The organism is Amycolatopsis sp. BJA-103 (genome assembly GCF_002849735.1).
In the GTDB taxonomy this organism is placed as follows: domain Bacteria; phylum Actinomycetota; class Actinomycetes; order Mycobacteriales; family Pseudonocardiaceae; genus Amycolatopsis.
The window spans coordinates 5,317,780-5,334,782 of record NZ_CP017780.1 but is presented as its reverse complement, the minus strand read 5'-3'; the positions used below and the strand labels follow the sequence as shown (position 1 = coordinate 5,334,782).

19 protein-coding genes are annotated in these 17,003 nt (G+C 69.4%); 7 read left to right on the top strand and 12 right to left on the bottom strand.

Annotation, left to right across the window (positions count from 1 at the left end; genetic code table 11):
* Positions 1-10 precede the first annotated feature (10 nt).
* Complete coding sequence (locus BKN51_RS43250) at positions 11-169, top strand: hypothetical protein (protein WP_158255742.1); 159 nt, start codon at positions 11-13, stop codon at positions 167-169.
* A complete protein-coding gene (locus BKN51_RS45005; protein ID WP_101613408.1) occupies positions 148-399 on the top strand; it encodes an Imm1 family immunity protein in 252 nt (83 codons plus the stop codon). The genes BKN51_RS43250 and BKN51_RS45005 overlap by 22 nt, the downstream gene beginning before the upstream one ends.
* Before the next feature lie 63 nt (positions 400-462).
* Here BKN51_RS45005 and BKN51_RS23085 read toward each other — a convergent pair whose 3' ends face one another.
* On the bottom strand, positions 463-1,914 hold the full coding sequence (locus tag BKN51_RS23085; RefSeq protein ID WP_101609585.1) for a trypsin-like serine protease: 1,452 nt from the start codon (positions 1,912-1,914) through the stop codon (positions 463-465).
* Between the two features lie 87 nt (positions 1,915-2,001).
* Positions 2,002-2,757, bottom strand: coding sequence for a peroxide stress protein YaaA (gene yaaA / locus BKN51_RS23080; RefSeq protein WP_101613407.1), 756 nt, complete (start codon positions 2,755-2,757; stop codon positions 2,002-2,004).
* A 59-nt stretch (positions 2,758-2,816) separates the two neighbouring features.
* Between yaaA and BKN51_RS23075 the strand changes: the two genes are divergently transcribed.
* Positions 2,817-3,785 (top strand): GNAT family N-acetyltransferase, encoded by a 969-nt coding sequence (locus BKN51_RS23075; RefSeq protein ID WP_101609584.1) that lies wholly within the window; start codon positions 2,817-2,819, stop codon positions 3,783-3,785.
* A 73-nt stretch (positions 3,786-3,858) separates the two neighbouring features.
* A complete protein-coding gene (locus tag BKN51_RS23070) occupies positions 3,859-4,794 on the top strand; it encodes an aminoglycoside phosphotransferase (protein ID WP_101609583.1) in 936 nt (311 codons plus the stop codon).
* Positions 4,795-4,885: 91 nt separating this feature from the next.
* Here BKN51_RS23070 and BKN51_RS23065 read toward each other — a convergent pair whose 3' ends face one another.
* Together BKN51_RS23065 and BKN51_RS23060 are read right to left on the bottom strand one after the other, a co-directional pair.
* On the bottom strand, positions 4,886-5,788 hold the full coding sequence (locus BKN51_RS23065) for a 2-hydroxyacid dehydrogenase (RefSeq protein WP_101609582.1): 903 nt from the start codon (positions 5,786-5,788) through the stop codon (positions 4,886-4,888).
* A 31-nt stretch (positions 5,789-5,819) separates the two neighbouring features.
* Positions 5,820-6,173 (bottom strand): VOC family protein, encoded by a 354-nt coding sequence (locus BKN51_RS23060; RefSeq protein ID WP_101609581.1) that lies wholly within the window; start codon positions 6,171-6,173, stop codon positions 5,820-5,822.
* A 126-nt stretch (positions 6,174-6,299) separates the two neighbouring features.
* On the opposite strand from BKN51_RS23060, the gene BKN51_RS23055 reads away from it, so the two are divergent.
* Positions 6,300-8,048 (top strand): proline--tRNA ligase, encoded by a 1,749-nt coding sequence (locus tag BKN51_RS23055; RefSeq protein ID WP_101609580.1) that lies wholly within the window; start codon positions 6,300-6,302, stop codon positions 8,046-8,048.
* The gene (locus BKN51_RS23050; protein WP_101609579.1) at positions 8,048-8,986 is read left to right on the top strand and encodes a hypothetical protein; all 939 of its coding nucleotides are present in this window, start codon (positions 8,048-8,050) and stop codon (positions 8,984-8,986) included. Before BKN51_RS23055 ends, BKN51_RS23050 begins: the two co-directional genes overlap by 1 nt.
* On the opposite strand, the gene BKN51_RS23045 is transcribed toward BKN51_RS23050, so the two are convergent.
* The 7 genes from BKN51_RS23045 to BKN51_RS23015 all read right to left on the bottom strand — a co-directional run bounded on the left by BKN51_RS23045 (position 8,923) and on the right by BKN51_RS23015 (position 15,552).
* Positions 8,923-11,112: a bifunctional lysylphosphatidylglycerol flippase/synthetase MprF gene (locus tag BKN51_RS23045; protein ID WP_101609578.1), complete on the bottom strand. Its 2,190-nt coding sequence runs from the start codon at positions 11,110-11,112 to the stop codon at positions 8,923-8,925. The genes BKN51_RS23050 and BKN51_RS23045 overlap by 64 nt on opposite strands.
* A gap of 71 nt (positions 11,113-11,183) precedes the next feature.
* Positions 11,184-12,050, bottom strand: a complete 867-nt coding sequence (locus BKN51_RS23040) for a hypothetical protein (protein WP_101609577.1) — start codon at positions 12,048-12,050, stop codon at positions 11,184-11,186.
* On the bottom strand, positions 12,047-12,985 hold the full coding sequence (locus BKN51_RS23035; RefSeq protein WP_101609576.1) for a hypothetical protein: 939 nt from the start codon (positions 12,983-12,985) through the stop codon (positions 12,047-12,049). The genes BKN51_RS23040 and BKN51_RS23035 overlap by 4 nt, the downstream gene beginning before the upstream one ends.
* Before the next feature lie 9 nt (positions 12,986-12,994).
* Positions 12,995-13,681: an HAD hydrolase-like protein gene (locus tag BKN51_RS23030; protein ID WP_101613406.1), complete on the bottom strand. Its 687-nt coding sequence runs from the start codon at positions 13,679-13,681 to the stop codon at positions 12,995-12,997.
* A 71-nt stretch (positions 13,682-13,752) separates the two neighbouring features.
* Positions 13,753-14,163, bottom strand: a complete 411-nt coding sequence (locus BKN51_RS23025) for a secondary thiamine-phosphate synthase enzyme YjbQ (protein WP_101609575.1) — start codon at positions 14,161-14,163, stop codon at positions 13,753-13,755.
* A gap of 5 nt (positions 14,164-14,168) precedes the next feature.
* Complete coding sequence (locus BKN51_RS23020) at positions 14,169-14,978, bottom strand: DUF3626 domain-containing protein (protein ID WP_174720446.1); 810 nt, start codon at positions 14,976-14,978, stop codon at positions 14,169-14,171.
* Between the two features lie 10 nt (positions 14,979-14,988).
* Positions 14,989-15,552: a helix-turn-helix domain-containing protein gene (locus BKN51_RS23015; protein WP_101609574.1), complete on the bottom strand. Its 564-nt coding sequence runs from the start codon at positions 15,550-15,552 to the stop codon at positions 14,989-14,991.
* A 40-nt stretch (positions 15,553-15,592) separates the two neighbouring features.
* Here BKN51_RS23015 and BKN51_RS23010 point away from each other — a divergent pair, with 40 nt between their 5' ends.
* On the top strand, positions 15,593-16,114 hold the full coding sequence (locus BKN51_RS23010; RefSeq protein ID WP_174720445.1) for a GNAT family N-acetyltransferase: 522 nt from the start codon (positions 15,593-15,595) through the stop codon (positions 16,112-16,114).
* Positions 16,115-16,345: 231 nt separating this feature from the next.
* On the opposite strand, the gene BKN51_RS23005 is transcribed toward BKN51_RS23010, so the two are convergent.
* Positions 16,346-16,990, bottom strand: a complete 645-nt coding sequence (locus tag BKN51_RS23005) for a response regulator transcription factor (RefSeq protein ID WP_101613403.1) — start codon at positions 16,988-16,990, stop codon at positions 16,346-16,348.
* Positions 16,991-17,003 lie beyond the last annotated feature (13 nt).

Sequence of the window (17,003 nt, the reverse complement as noted above, 5' to 3'; positions counted from 1 at the left end):
GTTCACCACGATGGCGGTAATCGCCTACTACACCCGCGACGGGGAAGAACTCACCAGTCCGGCCGATGCGGACGCGCTGCTTTCTCGCATGGCCGAAGCCCAGGGCCCTGGCGAGTTGCCACGGATGGCTGCGATCGAACACGAGGAATCCGGGAAGTCCTCGACGTAGGCGTCAACGGCGCTCATGGGTTCGTCGCGCATATCGGCCTGACCGTCGGTAGCGCAATCAGTACGAACGGATCAGACGCACCGGGGACCGTCGAGTACGACGAGCAGGCGCATGTTCGCGTAGTACCCGCCGTCGCCGAAATCCCGGTCGACCAGGTCCGCGAAGCCGTCCGCCGATTCGTCAAGTCAGGTGGCGCACGACCCGACAACATCACGTGGGCTGACGTCTAGCGCGTGAAGGTCCCCTTCCCCCGGCTCAGCCGGGGGAAGGGGACCTTCACGCGCAAAGCGGGGCTACTGGACGGTGAGGGTGTAGGTCGCCGTCGAGGTCTTGCCCGCCGAGTCCGTCGCGGTGACGGTCACCGGGTACGTGCCGCGCTGGAACGGCGCGACCACCTGCATGGTCGAGCTGCCGCCGCTCGAGATCGTCTTCGGGTTGAAGAACGGCGCGAACGGCAGGCCCTGTCCGGACGCCGACAGCGTGATCGTTCCGGTCCCGCCGGTGGCGGAAACCGTGACGTTGCTGAAGAACCCGGGCTGGGCGGTCCCGCTGCCGGGGCTCACGCTCACCTGGAGGTTGCCGGGCTGCGGCCCGCCTTCACCGACGGTCAGCGTCAGCTTCGTGGTCGCCGTGTCGGTGGTTCCCTTGCCCGAGATCGTGACCGCGTAGTCCTTTTCGGCCGTCCCGGCGGGAACCTCGATGCTCACCTTGGCCGACTCGCCCGAGGTGATGGACGCGGGCTGGAACGTGGCCTTCGCGCCGTCCGGAAGCCCTGACGCGCTCAGGTCGACCTTCTCCGCGCCGTTCTTGCCCGGCTTGCTGGTCACCGTGGCCGAGACGTACTTGCCCGGCTCGACCTTGAGCGAGGACGGCGTCACCGCGAGGGAGAACGTCTCCGGGTTGTTCGGCTCGCCGATCTGCTGCTTGACCCAGTCGCCCATGTCGTTGTTGAGCCTGCCGTACACGCTGTACCACTTGAAGTCGCTGCGGCTCCACGACGCGACGCCGACGATCTTGCCGTCCACGACCAGCGGCCCGCCGCTGTCGCCCGGCAGGATCGTGACGTGGCCGTCGCTGTAGCCGCTGCAGATCATCGTCGCGTCTTTGAAGCCTGCGCCGACACCGTTGCAGCTGCTGCCCTGCACGATCGGCAGGGTGAACTTGTGCAGTTCGACGTTCGCGGGACTGTCGTCGTGGTTCTTCTTGCCGTAGCCGAGCCCGAGGCCGGACTTGCCCGGCTTGTTCAGGTCCGTGTCGGCCGACGTCGCGACCTTCGCGTACTGACCGCCCGGCACCGGGATGTCGGCGTCGGTGGTGACCACCGCGACGTCGTACCCCTGGTCGAAGTTGACGTACTTCGGGTGCTTCTCGTAGCTGACGACGCCGATCTTCGTTCCGCCACCGGCGTTGAGATCGTCCAGCCCGTAGAGGAACGACTTCGCGCCCGCGGCGTCCTTGCAGTGCGCGGCGATCAGGATCTTGCGCGGCGCGACGACCGAGCCGGTGCAGGTCTGGCCCTGTGGCCGCGTCCCGCCTTCGCGCAGGCCCGCGATGATGAACGGGTGGTCCTTGACGGAGGCCGGGGTGCCGCCGATGGAGTTCGTGTGGAGTCCACCGGGGACGATCGCTTGGTCCGTCGGGGTGACGGCTGGCAGGTTCGCGGCCGCGGCAGGCGCGGGCAGGAGGACCGAGAGGCAGCCGAGGGTGGCGGTGGCGATCCCCAGAAGCCGTTGTCTTCTGTTCACGGTTGTTCCTTTCCAGATGGCTGGAAATCACTTTCCGCATGTGCCACCGGCGGAACAATCGAGGAAGAAGCCCGTAGGGGTACTGAACTAATGCGGCCCGTCTCCGGTGAGCAGCTCCAGACTGTGGTCACCGGTGCGCTCGACGTCGAGGCCCGCCTTGGACAGCACTCGCAGCAGCTGTTCCACAGTGGACGGTTCGCTGCGGGACTTCACCAGCTCCGCGGCCAGTCGTCCCTTGTACGCCTTGTTGAAGTGGCTCACCGTGGTCCGGTTGCCCTTCGCGTCCTCGGTCACCACACGGACGGTCACCGCGTCCGGCCGGAGTTTCGCCAGCGCCGAGTAGGTCCCGGAACGCAGGTCGACGACGAGCCCCTCGATGCCCTGGAGCACCGGTTCGAGCGTCGGCTTCCACACGCTGCGGATGGTCCCGAGCGACGGCAGCGCGTTCCCGCCGGAAAGCCGGTACGCGGGGATCGGGTCGGTCGCCGCGACCACCCCGAACAGCGCCGAAGCGACGGCGAGGCGCTTCTCGGCCTTCGCCAGCGTCGCCTTGGTGAAGGACTTGACGTCGAGCGCGTCGTAGAGCACCCCGGTGTAGCGGCGCAGCCCCGGCATCGTGGGCGAGGCCCACAGTTCGGCGTTGCGGGCGACCTCGTCGGCCTGCCGTGGCGTGATGCCGAGCGCGGCGACACTGGCCGGGACATCGCCCGCCAGTTCGACGAGCGCGTCGGCCAGCTTCGCCCTGGTCGGATTCAGTTCCGGGAACGACAGGGCGCCGAGGTCCAGCGGCGCGCCGGTGCCACCGTCGGCCTTGGTTTCGGAAGGGGGGAGCAGCACGAGCACCACGGAAGCGTAACTAAATGGAGTGCGTCACCCCGAGGCGCGGGCTTAGCCTCGTCCGCATGAGCCTGACCTGGCGCCCGCTGACCCTGGACGACATGCCGCGACTGGCCGAGACCTTCGCCGAGGCGGAGCGTGTCGAGCCGATCGAGGAGCACTACAGCGCGGAGGATCTCGCCGAAGAGATCGGCTCGCCGACGGTGGACCTGCCGACGGCGTCCACCAGCGCCTGGGACGGCGGCACACTGGTCGCCTACGGCCTGCTCAGGAAACGTGACGCGGCGGATCCGGTGCACATGATGCGGGTCGAGACGCTCGTTCACCCCGAGTACCGCGACGACGCGATCGCCGCGCACCTCACCGGCTGGTTCGTGGAGGCGGGAAAGCGCCTCCACGCGAAGTCCCACCCGGACGTGCCACTGGAACTGCACGCCGCGGCCAACACCAAGCAGCGCTGGCTCTCCGAGGTCCTCGTCGACTCCGGATACGAGCACGCCCGGTGGTTCGTCGACATGCGCGCCGACCTCGACGCGATCCCGCCGGTCAAGCCGCTGCCCGAAGAGTTCCCGCTCGTCACCTACGAGGACAAGTACGAAGCCTTCACCCTTCGGTCCCGCAACGAGACCTTCGCGGACCATTGGGGGAGCACGGAGCAGTCTCCGGAGGCGTGGCGGCATCTGGTGGTCGGCGGGAAGGATTTCCAGCCGGACCTGTCGTTCCTGCTGCTGAGCCCGGAGCGTGACCGAGTGGTCGCGATGGTGCTGAGCGCGTTCTTCGCCTCCGACGAGGCCGCCACGGGTGTGAAGGACCTGTATGTCAGTCACGTCGCGACGGACGCGGCCCTTCGCGGGCGCGGCATCGCGGGCGCGCTGCTCGGGCACACGATCGTCCAGGCCAAGGCGAAGGGCTTCCAGCGGGCTTCGCTCAACGTGGATCAGGACAACAGCCACCGCGCCCTCGGTGTCTACGAACGTGTCGGCTTCAGCGAGCATCAGCGCTGGGCCGGGTACGTGAAGCCCGTTCCGACCTGACCGGTTGTCACCCGAAAGGGTGGATTTGGGTACAGTCGATCTTCTCGGAGAGATCGCTGGGGGTGGTAGGGCGTTGCCGGTTTCCGCACGCCTCGGCTGGCATGACCTGCCTTCGGCGACGCGTGACACCGTGGAGCGTGAGCTCGGGTCGGTTGTCCGCCGTTCGCTGTGGCAGACTCCGGAATTCGACGGCGGTGTCTCCGCGAGGCTCGAGCTCGACCGCGGTCATCGCTGGGTCTTCCTGAAGGCGATCCCGGCGAACAGCCCGCGCGCGGGCGGCTACCGGACGGAGGCCGCCATCGCGCGACGGCTGCCGCCGGAGGCACCCACGCCGAAGCTGTTGTCCTTTGTGGACGGCGAGTGGCTGGTGCTCGCGTTCGCCGACTTCGACGGCACCAGGCCGAACCTGCGCCCGGGGTCGCCGGACCTCTCCGCGGTCCTGGCCACCTTCGGCGCGCTCGGGCGCACGCTCACGCCGTGCCCGCTGCCCGATGTCCCGGACGCCCTCGACGATCTCGGCCCGCTCCTGCGCGGCTGGCACGAACTGGCGAAGGAGCCGCCCGGCGATCTCGACGGCTGGGCCGTCCGCAACCTCGACAGGCTCGTCCAGCTGGAGACGTCATGGCATCCCTGGTCGGCGGGGGACACGTTGCTGCACAACGACATCCAGCCCGAATACCTGGTGCGGACCGGACCGGGCCGGGTGCTCGTCACCAACTGGCGTTATCCGGCGAGAGGCGCGGGCTGGCTCGACCTGGTCGCGCTCGTGCCGTATCTGCTCGACGCCGGGCACGAGCCCGCCGACGTCGACCGCCTGCTGCGGCGGCGCCCCGTGCTGTCCGGCGTCCCGGTGTGGGCGGTCACCGCGTTCGGCGTCGCCTTGGCCGGGCACACCGAACGCGCGAGCCGACTTCCGGAACCACCCGCGACGACCGGGGTCCGCGCGGCGCAGCGCCGGCTCGCCGCGGCCATGCGCGACTGGCTCGCCTACCGCACCCACTGGCCCTAGACGCTCGGTCCGACCGGGCTGAAGGACGCTTTCCCCGCATGCCATGCGGCCAAAGCGCCCTTCACCGCGTGAGACGCGGGGAAAGCGTCCTTCAGCCGACCACGTTCAGCGGCTCTTCCCCGGCGACGTACCGGCGCAGCTGCTCGGCCACCAGCCGCTTCGCGCGCGGGTAGAACGACGCCGACCCGCCCGCGATATGCGGCGTGATGACGACCCCCGGCGCCGTCCACAGTGGATGCCCTGCGGGCAGCGGCTCCGGATCGACGACGTCCAGTGCCGCGCGCAAGCGCCCGGTGACGGTCTCGGCGGTGAGCGCCGCGGTGTCGATCGCCGAGCCCCGCCCGACGTTCACCACCAGGGCGCCGTCCGGCAGCGCGGCGAGTTCCGCGGCGCCGAACAGTCCCGTGGTCGCGGGCGTCTCGGGCAGGATCAGGACCACGATGTCGGCGGACGGCAGCAGCGCCGCCAGTTCGCCGACGCCGTGGACCCGCTCCGCGGGACGCGCCGTGCTCGCCACCCTGGTCACGACCGCTTCGGCCGCGATCAGCTGTCGCTCGATGGCCTGGCCGATCGAGCCGTGGCCGACCAGCAGCACCCGGCTGTCGGCCAGCGAACGCGTGTGTTCGCGAGCCCACGAGCCCGTCGCCTGCTGCGCGAACCAGCGCGGCAGATCCCGCTGCGACGCGTGGATCAGCGCCAGCGCGTGCTCGGCCACGCTGAGGTCGTGCAGGCCGCGGCCGTTGGCCAGCTTCACCCCCGCCGGCACCAGCGGGACCAGCCCTTCCACCCCGGCCGAAAGCGACTGCACGAGCTTCAGCGACGGCAGCCTGTCGATCAGCTTCGTCGGCTCCGCCCCGGTGTCGTACGGCAGCACGTAGACCTCGACGTCGTCGAGGCCGCCCTCCGGCAGCGGTCCGATGCCGTCGTACAGCCGGACACCCAGGCCTTCCGGTAGCTCGATGTCGGCCCAGGGCAGGATGGCTCGCTCCGTCATACCGCCATTCTGACCATCGGGACCGCCCTCACTACCCGTGGGTCGCGACGCAGAATTCGTTGCCTTCGGGATCGGCCAGCACCGTCCAGGCGATACCCGGCATCTTCTGCTCGTCCACCTGCTTCGCACCCAGTCCGGTCAGGCGCTCCACCTCCTTCTCTCTGTCCTCGGCGCCGAAGTCCATGTGGACCCGGTTCTTGCCCACCCGCGGCTCCGGCACGCGCTGGAACGCGAACACCGGCCCGTTCTCCACCTTGGGGTGCAGGATCAGGAACTCGCCGTCGTGGTCCTGGTCCACCTCGACCCCGAGCGCCTTCGTCCAGAACGCCGCGAGCCCGCGCGGATCCGCGCAGTCGATCGTGATCATGCCCAGTTCGATACCCATGGCGGCACGCTAGCGGCACCCACCGACAAATCCGAGCGCCCGCGATAACCGGTTGAAGAGCCCAGGGGAGGGGTGACTACGCTGCGCAGAACGTCTCAGCACGTAATTCCAGCGAGGAGCCCAGAAGTGATCACCAGGATGTCGTCGTTGTTCCTTCGCACCCTGCGTGAGGATCCGGCGGACGCCGAGGTACCGAGCCACCGGCTCCTGGTACGCGCCGGCTACGTCCGCCGGGTCGCCCCGGGCGGTTACTCCTGGCTGCCGCTGGGCCTGCGGGTGCTGCGCCGGATCGAGAACGTCGTCCGCGAAGAGATGAACGCCTTCGGCGCGCAGGAGATCCAGTTCCCCGCGCTGCTGCCGAAGGAGCCCTACGAGGCCACCGGCCGCTGGACCGAGTACGGCGACGCGCTGTTCCGTCTCAAGGACCGCAAGGGCGCCGACTACCTTCTCGGCCCGACGCATGAAGAGCTCTTCGCGCTCACCGTGAAGGGTGAATTCAACTCGTACAAGGACTATCCCGTCGTCCTGTACCAAATCCAGACCAAGTACCGCGACGAGGCGCGTCCCCGCGCCGGCATCCTGCGCGGCCGCGAGTTCGTCATGAAGGACTCCTACTCCTTCGACCTCGACGACGAGGGCCTCGCGAAGTCGTACGAGCTGCACCGTCAGGCGTACACCAAGCTGTTCGACCGTCTCGGCATCGAGTACGTCGTCGTGAAGGCGACTTCGGGCGCGATGGGCGGCTCGGCCTCCGAGGAGTTCCTCGCCGTCGCCGAGACCGGTGAGGACACCTACGTCCGCAGCACCGAATCGGGTTACGCGGCCAACGTCGAAGCGGTCACCACGCCCGCTCCCGAGGCCAAGCCGATCGAGGGCCTGCCCGAGGCGAAGACCCACCACACGCCGAACACGCCGACCATCGAGTCGCTGGTCGCGTTCCTGAACGACGCGGACCTCGGCCGCACCTTCACCGCGGCGGACACGCTCAAGAACGTCCTGGTCAAGACCCGCCAGCCGGGCGCGAAGGAGTGGGAGCTGCTGGCCATCGGCCTCCCGGGCGACCGCGAGGTCGACACGAAGCGCCTCGAAGCCTCGCTCGAGCCCGCCGAGTTCGAACTGCTCGAAGAGGCCGACTTCAAGAAGAACCCCTTCCTCGTCAAGGGCTACATCGGCCCGAAGGCGCTGAAGGACAACGGCGTCCGCTACCTGCTCGACCCGCGTGTCGTCGAAGGCACCGCCTGGGTCACCGGCGCCGACGAGCGCGACCACCACGTGGTCGACCTGGTCGCGGGCCGCGACTTCACCGGTGACGGCGTCATCGAGGCCGCCGAGGTCCGCGAAGGCGACGCCTCGCCCGACGGCAAGGGCACCCTGGTCGCCGCGCGCGGCATCGAGATCGGGCACATCTTCCAGCTGGGCCGCAAGTACGCCGACGCGTTCTCGCTGGACGCGCTGGGCCCGGACTCCAAGCCCATCCGCATCACCATGGGTTCCTACGGTGTCGGCGTCTCGCGGCTGGTCGGCGTGCTCGCCGAGCAGAACCACGACGATCTCGGCATCATCTGGCCGCGCGAGGTCTCGCCGTTCGACGTGCACGTCGTCATCGCGGGCAAGGACGAGACGATCGCCGCCGGCGCGGAGAAGCTCGCCGCCGAACTGGACGCCGCCGGGATCGAGGTCGTCCTCGACGACCGCAAGGCATCCCCGGGCGTGAAGTTCGCGGACGCCGAACTCGTCGGCGTGCCGACCATCCTGGTGGTCGGCCGCGGTCTGGCGAACGGTGTCGTCGAGGTCAAGGACCGCCGCACCGGAGACCGCGAAGAGATCGCCGTCGACGCGGTCGTGGAGCACCTGGTCAAGCTCGTCCGCTCGTAATGTTCGGCAAAAAGCGCGGGGACTCCCCGGGCTATGAGGACAAACAGGCGCTGAGCGGGTTCGGGGGCTACGAGCCCTCGGACTCGCCCGGCTACACGCCGTCGCCTGTCGAACCCGTGTCAGAACCCACGCTGGAACCTTCGAAACCGGCGAAGCAGCCGATGTCGCGAAGCGGGCGAAGGGCCATGTACGGCTTCTTCGCCACGCTCGGCGTCATCGCGGTCGCCGCCTTGGCGAACAACGGCTCGGACCGGTCGTCGAGCAGCAGTACGCCGACCACCCGCGCACCGGTCGTCTACACGCCTTCGCCGCGCGTCGTCGCGCCGCCGGTGACCGACGGCTGGCAGTCGGTGGCCGGAGCCGACGGTCTCGTCGCCTATGACGTCCCGCCGAACTGGACGCCGAAACCGGGCACGATCCACGGCTGGGAGAAGACCGCGCTCGTCCCCGGTATCTCCATGTTCTCCAGCGCTTTCGTCGGCGACGACTACTGCCCGGCGGTCAAGGGGAGCAGGGTCGGGGGCAGCGGATTGACGACCGTGAAGGTCGCCGACGCGCCCGGCGCCGCGAACAAAGCCTTGTACGACCTCGTGGTGAGCGCGTACAACCCCGAGGAAGGCCCGTTGTCGGCCAAGATCGTCGCGGACCCGCCGCAGCAGGCGGAGTTCACGCTCGGCACCGGCAAGAAGGCCCCCGCGAACATCCTGATCGCCGAGGTGACCCTCGGGTACACCGGGACTTGCATCCCGAAGCGCGCCCTCGTCGGTGTGCAGGCGGTGGACATGGGCGACGCGTCCGCCGCCCTGCTCGTCTATTCGGACCAAGACCAGCAGGGCAGTGCGGATCGCGAGCAGATCTTGAAGATCCTCAAGACCTACCGGGGTGTCCCGGAAGCCGATCGCAAGACCATCACGCCGCCGCCTTCGACGCTGCGCTGATCTTTTTGGGGCTGGGGCTTCTTACCGGAGCGGGCGAGCTTCGCCAGCCGCAGCAGACCCGTGTTCGGCAGGTAAGCCCGGCCGAGCGCGATCCCGATCCGCGGCAGATCCGCCTCGTCGCGGAACGCGAGGTACAGCGGGACGTGGCGCGGCTGGAACTTCGCCTTGAACGCGTGCAGTGAACGGAAGCCGTAGAACGGTTCCATCATCGTGCCGAGTGCGTCCAGAACCCGTTCGACGGCGTGCGCGGGCTCGCCGGAACTCGCCAGCGGGGCGCCGGACAGCGACACGAACTTCGCGCCTTCCTCGCGGAAGGCCAGGCACGACGACGCGATCAGGAACTCCATCGACGGGCGGAATCCGTCGGCGCGTTTGCGCATGACGTCGAGCGTCCACCCGCCGATCGCGCCGGCACCGGTGTACACCGGCAGCCAGGACGTCACGCCGTGGACCACGCCGTCGGCGTCGACGGCGAGACCGACGCGGGTCTCCGGGTCCATCGCCTCGTCGACCCCGCCGAGGGTGAAGCCCATTTCGGGCATGCCCTTGTCGCTGATCCACTCCTCGGAGATCGCGCGGACCTGCGAGATCACCGCGCGCGGCTGATCGGCGAGCCGGACCAGCCGGAACTCGATGCCGTCCTTCTTGGCGCGGTTGATCGCGGTCCGGACGTCCTGCCAGCGCTTGCCGCGGAACTCCAGCGTCTCGAGTTCGATCAGGGTGTCCTCGGCGACCTGGACGTGCTTCCAGCCGAGTTCCTTGGTGGTGGCGGTGGTTTCGCCGGTGGCGGAGAACAGGCACGGCACGAGGCCGGTGTTCTCGCACATCGTGATGAACTCGGCGATCGTGCGGTCGCCCGCGCCGTCCGGGGCGATCGGGTCGCCGAGGGCGATCGCGACACCGGCGTGGCGCCGGTAGGCGAGGTAGGACTTGCCGTCCGCGGCGACGAAGTACGAGTTCTGCGGCCACGTCGTCATCCACGAAAGCGTGCTTCCGCCGTGACGGCTGAGCAGCGTGCGGGCCAGCGCGGGGTTGCCCATCCGGCCGAGGCGGCGGCGTTTCCGCCGTGACGGCACGCGGAAGGCGCCCCGCGAGGAGACCAGCAGCGCGAACTCGACCGTCCACAGGAGATTGTCCACGAAGAACAGCGGCGGATCCGAAAGCCCGGTGTCCTCACCGAGGACCTCGGCCAGCGCGAGCACCCCGCCGTAGGCCATCACCTGAAGGATGACGAACGAGGTCAGGATCATCGCGCACCACCAGGCGACCTGGCTGCCCTTGCGCAGGCCGTTCATGATCGGCACCACGATCAGGCACAGGATGACGACTTCCCAGGTGGACAGCGAAAGTTCCTCGGACGAACCGAAGGGGCCGTTGCCTGGGACGAAGGACATCACCAGTTCGGCGACCGTCAGCACCAGCAGGCCCGCCACGACGTAGAACCGCCACTCGCGCAGGCTCGGCCGCCGTTCGCGGACGGAATCCTTCGAAGCGACGAACTTGCGCCCGAACGGCAGGGCCAGGACGAGAGCGAAGAAGTGCACTAGGTCGGCGAGCGTGCCGACGAAGATGATCGCGATCCCGGCGTAGACGCACAGCCCGGCGCGCAACCGCAGGCGCCACGGCGGGCGCAGGGTGGCGCTGGCGACCGCGACCGCGGCGAGCGCGCCCCCGGAGAACCCGACGTCGAGGCTGCCCGCGACCCGTTCCGCCCACTCCCAGCCGGAGTTGCGGCTCAGCGCGAGGAACTGGACCGCGACCAGCACGCTGACGAACTGACCGCCGATGGCGACGGCCATCGCCCGGCGCGTGCCGAGCCGCCATTCCGCGAATCCGGCGAACAACGCGAAGCTGAGCACCATCGGCAGGTAGTAGAGCGGGACGACCGCGAACAGCGGTCCGGTGAGCACGGTCCACCAACGGCCTGATTCGAGCGACGGCAGCCCATAGGCGATGTACGGATACACCGCGCGATCCTCGGCGGCCGACCAGAGCGCGCCCGTGGCCAAGGCGAGCGCGAGCATGGTCACCGTGACGAGGGTCGTGAAAGGCAGCCGGTGCCTCAGCACCGTGGCGATCTTGTGCGTCCGGCCCGGCGCGGCCGTCCCGCTTCCCCCTGTTGGCATGGGAATCAAGGTAGGCGCGGGAGCCGGTCGGACACATCCGGCACGGGACCCATATTTCCCTTAGGGGAGTGCTACTCGCGACGGATGCTCTCACCCATCTTGAGGACGATGTCCCTGGCTACCGGGTCGGGGATCTCCTGGTCCGCCAGCACCAGGAGGACGTGGTAGCGGCCGGAACCGGGCAATGCGGACAGGGGCAGGGCGATCGCGGTGATCGCGACGGACGGGGCCGAGCACGGCCCGTCCGCGGCGGGGACGACGGTGGTGGTCACGGAGGTGGCGATCGTGCCGCCGTCGAGGACGGTCACCGGTCCGGCCTCGCCGATTTCGGTCTTCGGGGCCCGCCCGCCGCTGATGGAGCCGTACGCGGCCGCGGCCCAGCGGAGGGTGGTTTCTTCCGCCGCTTGGGTGAGGCTTCCGACCTCGCCCTCGTCGATGGTGGTGAACCCCGCCATCGCGCGTGCCGAGAGGTCGGAGCCGGGGCAGAAGTCGCGCTGGTACCGGGCGACGCCCTGCAACGTGACGAGTTCGCCTGCCGGTGTCTCGTACCCGACCGCGACGTCGGGTTCTTCGAGTTTCCAGTCCGGCGGGACGTCGAAGACGAGCGGGTGATCGTCGGACAGCACGGGCTGCCAGCCCTCGATCACGGGCTCGATCCGGCCGGGTGACTCCGGGTCCGGCAAGGCGAGGTCCCGCGCGGGCGGCGGCGGGGCCGCGGTCCTGGCCTGGTAGGTCGCCGTCGTGCCGACGACGAGTACGACGATCAGTCCGATGATGCCCAGCGCGGGCAGGAGACGGGGGCGGCGTCGGGCCGGGACGGCGTCCTGGACGGCCGGTAGCGGCCTCGTCTGTTCGGCTTCGTCTTCGAGCGGCTGCCCGGTGAGCGGATCGACGAACCACAGTCGCGGTTCGCCGGGGTGCCCACCGGGGCCGGTCACTGCTGCGGCCTCAAGCTCGCGAGGATCTTCTGGGCGTCCGCGTCGGGCAGCGCGTCGGGCGTTCCCTGGTCGAGGGCCATGACGAAGCAGATCGTCTGGTCGCCGGACTTGAACGCGGCCGAGGTGATCTTCACGCTCGGCGCCCGGCACTCCTCGGTCTCGGACGGGGTGAACGTCCCGGTCGAACTGACCGCCTGGATCGACCCGCCCGCGATCGGGACCTGCTTGATCTCGGGCAGCGGGACATCGGCCTTGCCGGTGGCGGACTGGATCCAGAGCCGGACGGCGCCCCTGGCGGCGTTCTCGACCGGGATCTGGTCCGCGGTGGCGAACCCGACGACGCCGCGGTTCGAGCCGCGGGCATCCGGGCAGGCGCCGAGTTTGTAGGTCGACGCCTCGTGGACGACCATCTTGAACTCGCCCTCCTCGTACCCGACGAGCTGGCCGGGCTTGATCTCCCAGCCGGACGCGGGCAGGTCGTAGGCGACCTTGTCCTTGGCGGACAGGACCCCCTGCCAGCCGGGTGTCGTCGAGGGGACTTTGTTGTCCTTCGGCGCCCCGCTGCTCGTGGGCGGTGGTTTCGACGCCGAGGACGACGGCGGAACCGGTGCCGACGACGGCGGCGGACCGGCCTGAGGCTGGGGATCGTCGCCGTCACGCAGGACGAAGAAGAGCGTGGCACCGACGGCGATGACCAGGACGAGCGCGCCGAGGCCGATCCACAGGCCCTTCTTGCTCTTCTTCGGCGGTTCCGGCGCGAAGCCCTGGTACGTCTGCTGCGGGAACTGCTGATACCCCTGGTACTGCTGCTGGGGATCCTGCGGGTACTGGCCGTACTGAGGCGGGTTCTGCGGCGGATACCCCTGCTGCGGGGGTTGCTGCTGGTAGGGCTGCTGCGGTTGCTCCGGCCAGCCGTTGCCGCCTGGGTATGCCATGGAGCGAGCTTAGTTGGCGCTCCCGAGTACGGCCGTGCGCACCGCTGCCAGGTCGGACAGGTCGCCGAGGACGGTGTGGGCGCCCGCGTCGGCCAGTTCCTCCGCGCTGAACTGCCCTGTCGCCACGGCCACCGCGACGGCGCCGTTGTCGAGCGCGGCCCGGACGTCGTCCGGGGTGTCGCCGATGACGACGACCGAGGTGGGCGCGAACTCGGTGCCGTGTTTGGCCGAAGCGTGGCCGACGGCGGCGGGCACCAGATCGGGCCGGTGCGCCGAAAGCGAGCCGTAGCCGCCGATCTCGAAGTCCACGTGCTCGTGCAGGTCGAACGCGGTCAGCTTGTGCACGGAGATCTCCGGCAGGTTGCCGGTGACCAGGGTCTGGACGACGCCGCCGTGCGTGGCGAAGTCGTTCAGCGCGTCCTTGGCGCCCGGGAGCGCGCGGCCGCTCGTGGACAGCGTCGGGGCGTGGCTCTCGGAGACCGCGATCAGCGCGAGCCAGAGCTTGCGCACGTTCTCCTCGGTGGGCTCGACGCCGTGCGAGGTCAGGATGTCGGCGCTGATGGCGCGTTCGGTGCGGCCGCCGAACTGGGGCAGCGCCCGCAGCTCGATACCCGCGACCTCGGCGAGCGCGGTCGTGTACCAGGAGGCGCCCACGCCACGCAGGTCCACGAGGGTCTGGTCGATGTCCCACAGCACGAGCCGGTGCGGAGTAGTCACGCGGCCGACGGTACCGGTGAGCTTGTTCAACGTCTGTTGACTTCTGCTGATCAGCCCTCCAGGAGACTGAAGCGGACGCGCCGGACCGGGTTGTCCAGGTTGGTGTCCACCAGGCAGACCGACTGCCAGGTGCCCAGCGTCATCACCCCGCCGAGCACCGGGATCGTCGCGTACGGCGGCAGCAGCGCGGGCAGCACGTGGTCACGGCCGTGACCGGGACTGCCGTGCTGGTGCCGCCAGCGGCCGTCGCGGGGGAGGAGGTCGTCGAGCGCCGCGAGCAGGTCTTCGTCACTGCCGGCGCCGGTTTCGAGGATGGCCAGCCCGGACGTCGCGTGCGGGACGAAGACGTGCAGGATCCCGTCCTCGGCGTCCGCGTCGCGCAGGAAGGACTCGGCGTCCCTGGTCAGGTCGTGCACCACGGCCACGCTGCCGGTGCGCACCTCGATCTCCGTGGAATACATGCCCGTCACGGTAGTGCCCCGAAGCGCGCGACGTAGTGCCAAACGCGTTTGAGCGCTTGCTGGTCGACGTCGCGGGCGTCGCCGAGGACACGCGGATCGAGGTGGCCGTCTTCCGCCAGTGCCCGGCCGAGTTCGACGAATTCGGGACCCCGGTAGGCGGGGTGTCGTGCGAGTTCTCGGGTCGACAGGCGGAATCCCGGATGCCATTCGACAGGGCAGCCGAGCCCGAGCGCGGCCTTTTCGACGTCGGTGCCGCGGTGGCTCGGGTCGAGCACGAGGCCTTCGACGTCCGTCGTCAGCTGGACCGGACCGTGGACGTGTGCCTCGATGTAGTCGTCGAGAAGGTCCACGTCGTCCTGATCGGCCAGTGCGATCAGCGCGGAAACCCTGGTGCCGTAACCGAAATCCGCCGGACGCAGGACGCTGTCCGGATAGCAGAACGTCGTCCGCCCGATGGTGTGCGCCGCCATCCGGAAATGGGCCGAGCCGAACCTCGGCGCCCCGCCCACCGCGCGACGCCGGAAGTTGAGCGCCCCGTACTTGGGCCGTTCGGCGGGTGGCGCGTCGTCGTAGGCGCCGCCGAACATCCGGCTCTCCCACCGCCAGCGGTCTCCGCCGGGGTACGCGGTCAAGCCGCCGTTGCTCGTCCCCGTCTCGAACTGGTTGCGGTAGAAACCGTCCTCGGCCATCGCGGCCAGGAGCGACCGTCCGTCCACTGTGGATCTATCGGGATGGAAGTGCAGTGTCACCGGCAGTCCGGCCTCGTGCCCGCCGCGTGCTTTCGCCGCGACGTGGGAGAGGGCCCGGGATCTCATCACCCGAGTATCAGGCGTGCCGCCGGGCGAGGGCGACCAGATATCGGACCGGTCCGGCCGTCGGGTTGACGTAGGCGCACGGCTGCGGAGTGCCGAGCTGCAGGCAGTCGCCCGCGTCGAGTTCGTGCTCGACGTCGCCCTCCCGGAACCTCAGATGCCCGTCGAGCACCCAGATCTGGTGGTGGGTCAGCGCGTAGGTGTGCGCGGGGAAGGCGACTTCGGCGCCCGCGGGCAGCACGACCTCGACCAGTTCCAGCGGCCCGCCGAGCGACGGCGACACCGCGCGGCGCACGTAGCCGGTGTCAGGGTCGGTCCAGGTCGGCTGATCGGCCGCGCGCACGAGCCGGCGGTCACCGTGTTCGGCGCGCGCGATCAGCTCGGACAACGTCATCCCGAGCGCGGCCGAAAGCCTGCTGAGCAGGACCGCCGTGGGCTGCGCCTCGCCGCGTTCGATCTTGCCGATCATCGCCCTGGACACGCCCGACATCTCGGCGAGGGCATTGGCCGAGAGGTTCTGGTCGAGTCTCGCGGACTGGAGCGTCGCGGCGAGCGACGCGGACAAGGGATCCGACATGCTGCTCACTATAGTGGCAGACTCGGTTACTATCGTTGCCATGGTGATCAGGGAAGCGACGGAAGCCGACGCGATGGCGTGCGCGGAGATCTACGCGCCGTATGTCACCGACACGGTGATCTCGTTCGAAACCGAGGCCCCGAAGCCGGACGAGATGGCCGAGCGCATCGCCAAGGCGCAGCGATCACACGCGTGGCTCGTGCTCGAAGACGACGAAGGCCGCGTCGCCGGCTACGCCTACGGAGGCCCTTTCAGCGGCCGCCCTTCCTATCGCTGGTCTTGCGAGGTCAGTGTTTATCTGGAGCTCGGCCGCCGGAGGACCGGCGGCGGGCGGGCGCTCTACCAAGTGCTGCTGGACAGGCTGGCGTCGCGCGGCTTCCGGAACTTCTGCGCGGGGATGGTGCTTCCGAACGACGCGAGCGCCGGGCTGCACGCGGCGATGGGGTTCGAGCCGGTGGGCACCTACCAGCGGATCGGGTACAAGCACGGGGCCTGGCGGGACGTCGCTTGGGTGCAGCTGTGCCTGCCGGAGGTGGACGGGGTGCCGGTGGAGCCGCGGTAGGGCGTGGACGCGCGCCGGTTGGTCGTGAGCGGCGATTCGGGTTGAGCGGACCGGTATTTGGTTACCTGCGCCTGACCAGGGCGAATGGGAAGTTTCGGCGGCGACATGTTCGAGTGTGAAGGATTTGGGACGTTGAGTGTCCTGATTCCTTCACCGTCGAGTGGGGAAGATTCCGGAGACCGACACCGGCGGCCCGCTCGCCGAGGTCGTCGCGAAACGGGAAACCCTGCTCTAGGACTCCAGATACCGGAGCACGGCGAGCACCCGCCGGTTGTCCCCTTCGGACTGGGGCAGCGCCAGCTTCCCGAAGATGCTCGACACGTACTTCTCCACCGAGCCCGCCGAAAGGAACAGCGCCGTCGCGATGGCCGAGTTCGACCGGCCCTCGGCCATCAGACCCAGCACCTCCCGCTCCCGCGGGGTCAGCCCGGCGAGCGCGTCCGTCTTCCGCGTGGCGCTGAAGAGCTGGCTGACCACCTCGGGGTCGAGCACGGTCTCGCCCTCGGCGACGCGGCGAAGCGCGTCGAGGAAATCCGACACCTCCGCGACGCGGTCCTTCAGCAGGTAGCCGACACCGCCCGCGCGGTCGGCCAGCAGTTCCGTCGCGTACTGCGTCTCGACGTACTGCGAGAAGAGCAGGATCGCGCACCCCGGCATTTCCGCGCGCAGCGCGATGGACGCGCGCAGGCCTTCGTCGGTGTGCGTCGGCGGCATCCGGATGTCCACAATGGACACGTCCGGCCGGTGTTCGCGGACCGCCGCGCACAGGCTGTCGCCGTCGGCGACGGCCGCGACGACCTCGTGCTCCCGAAGGTTCAGCAGTTCGACCAGCCCCGCCCGCAGGATGGCCGAATCCTCCGCGATCACGACGCGCACGCCGCCCCCCATG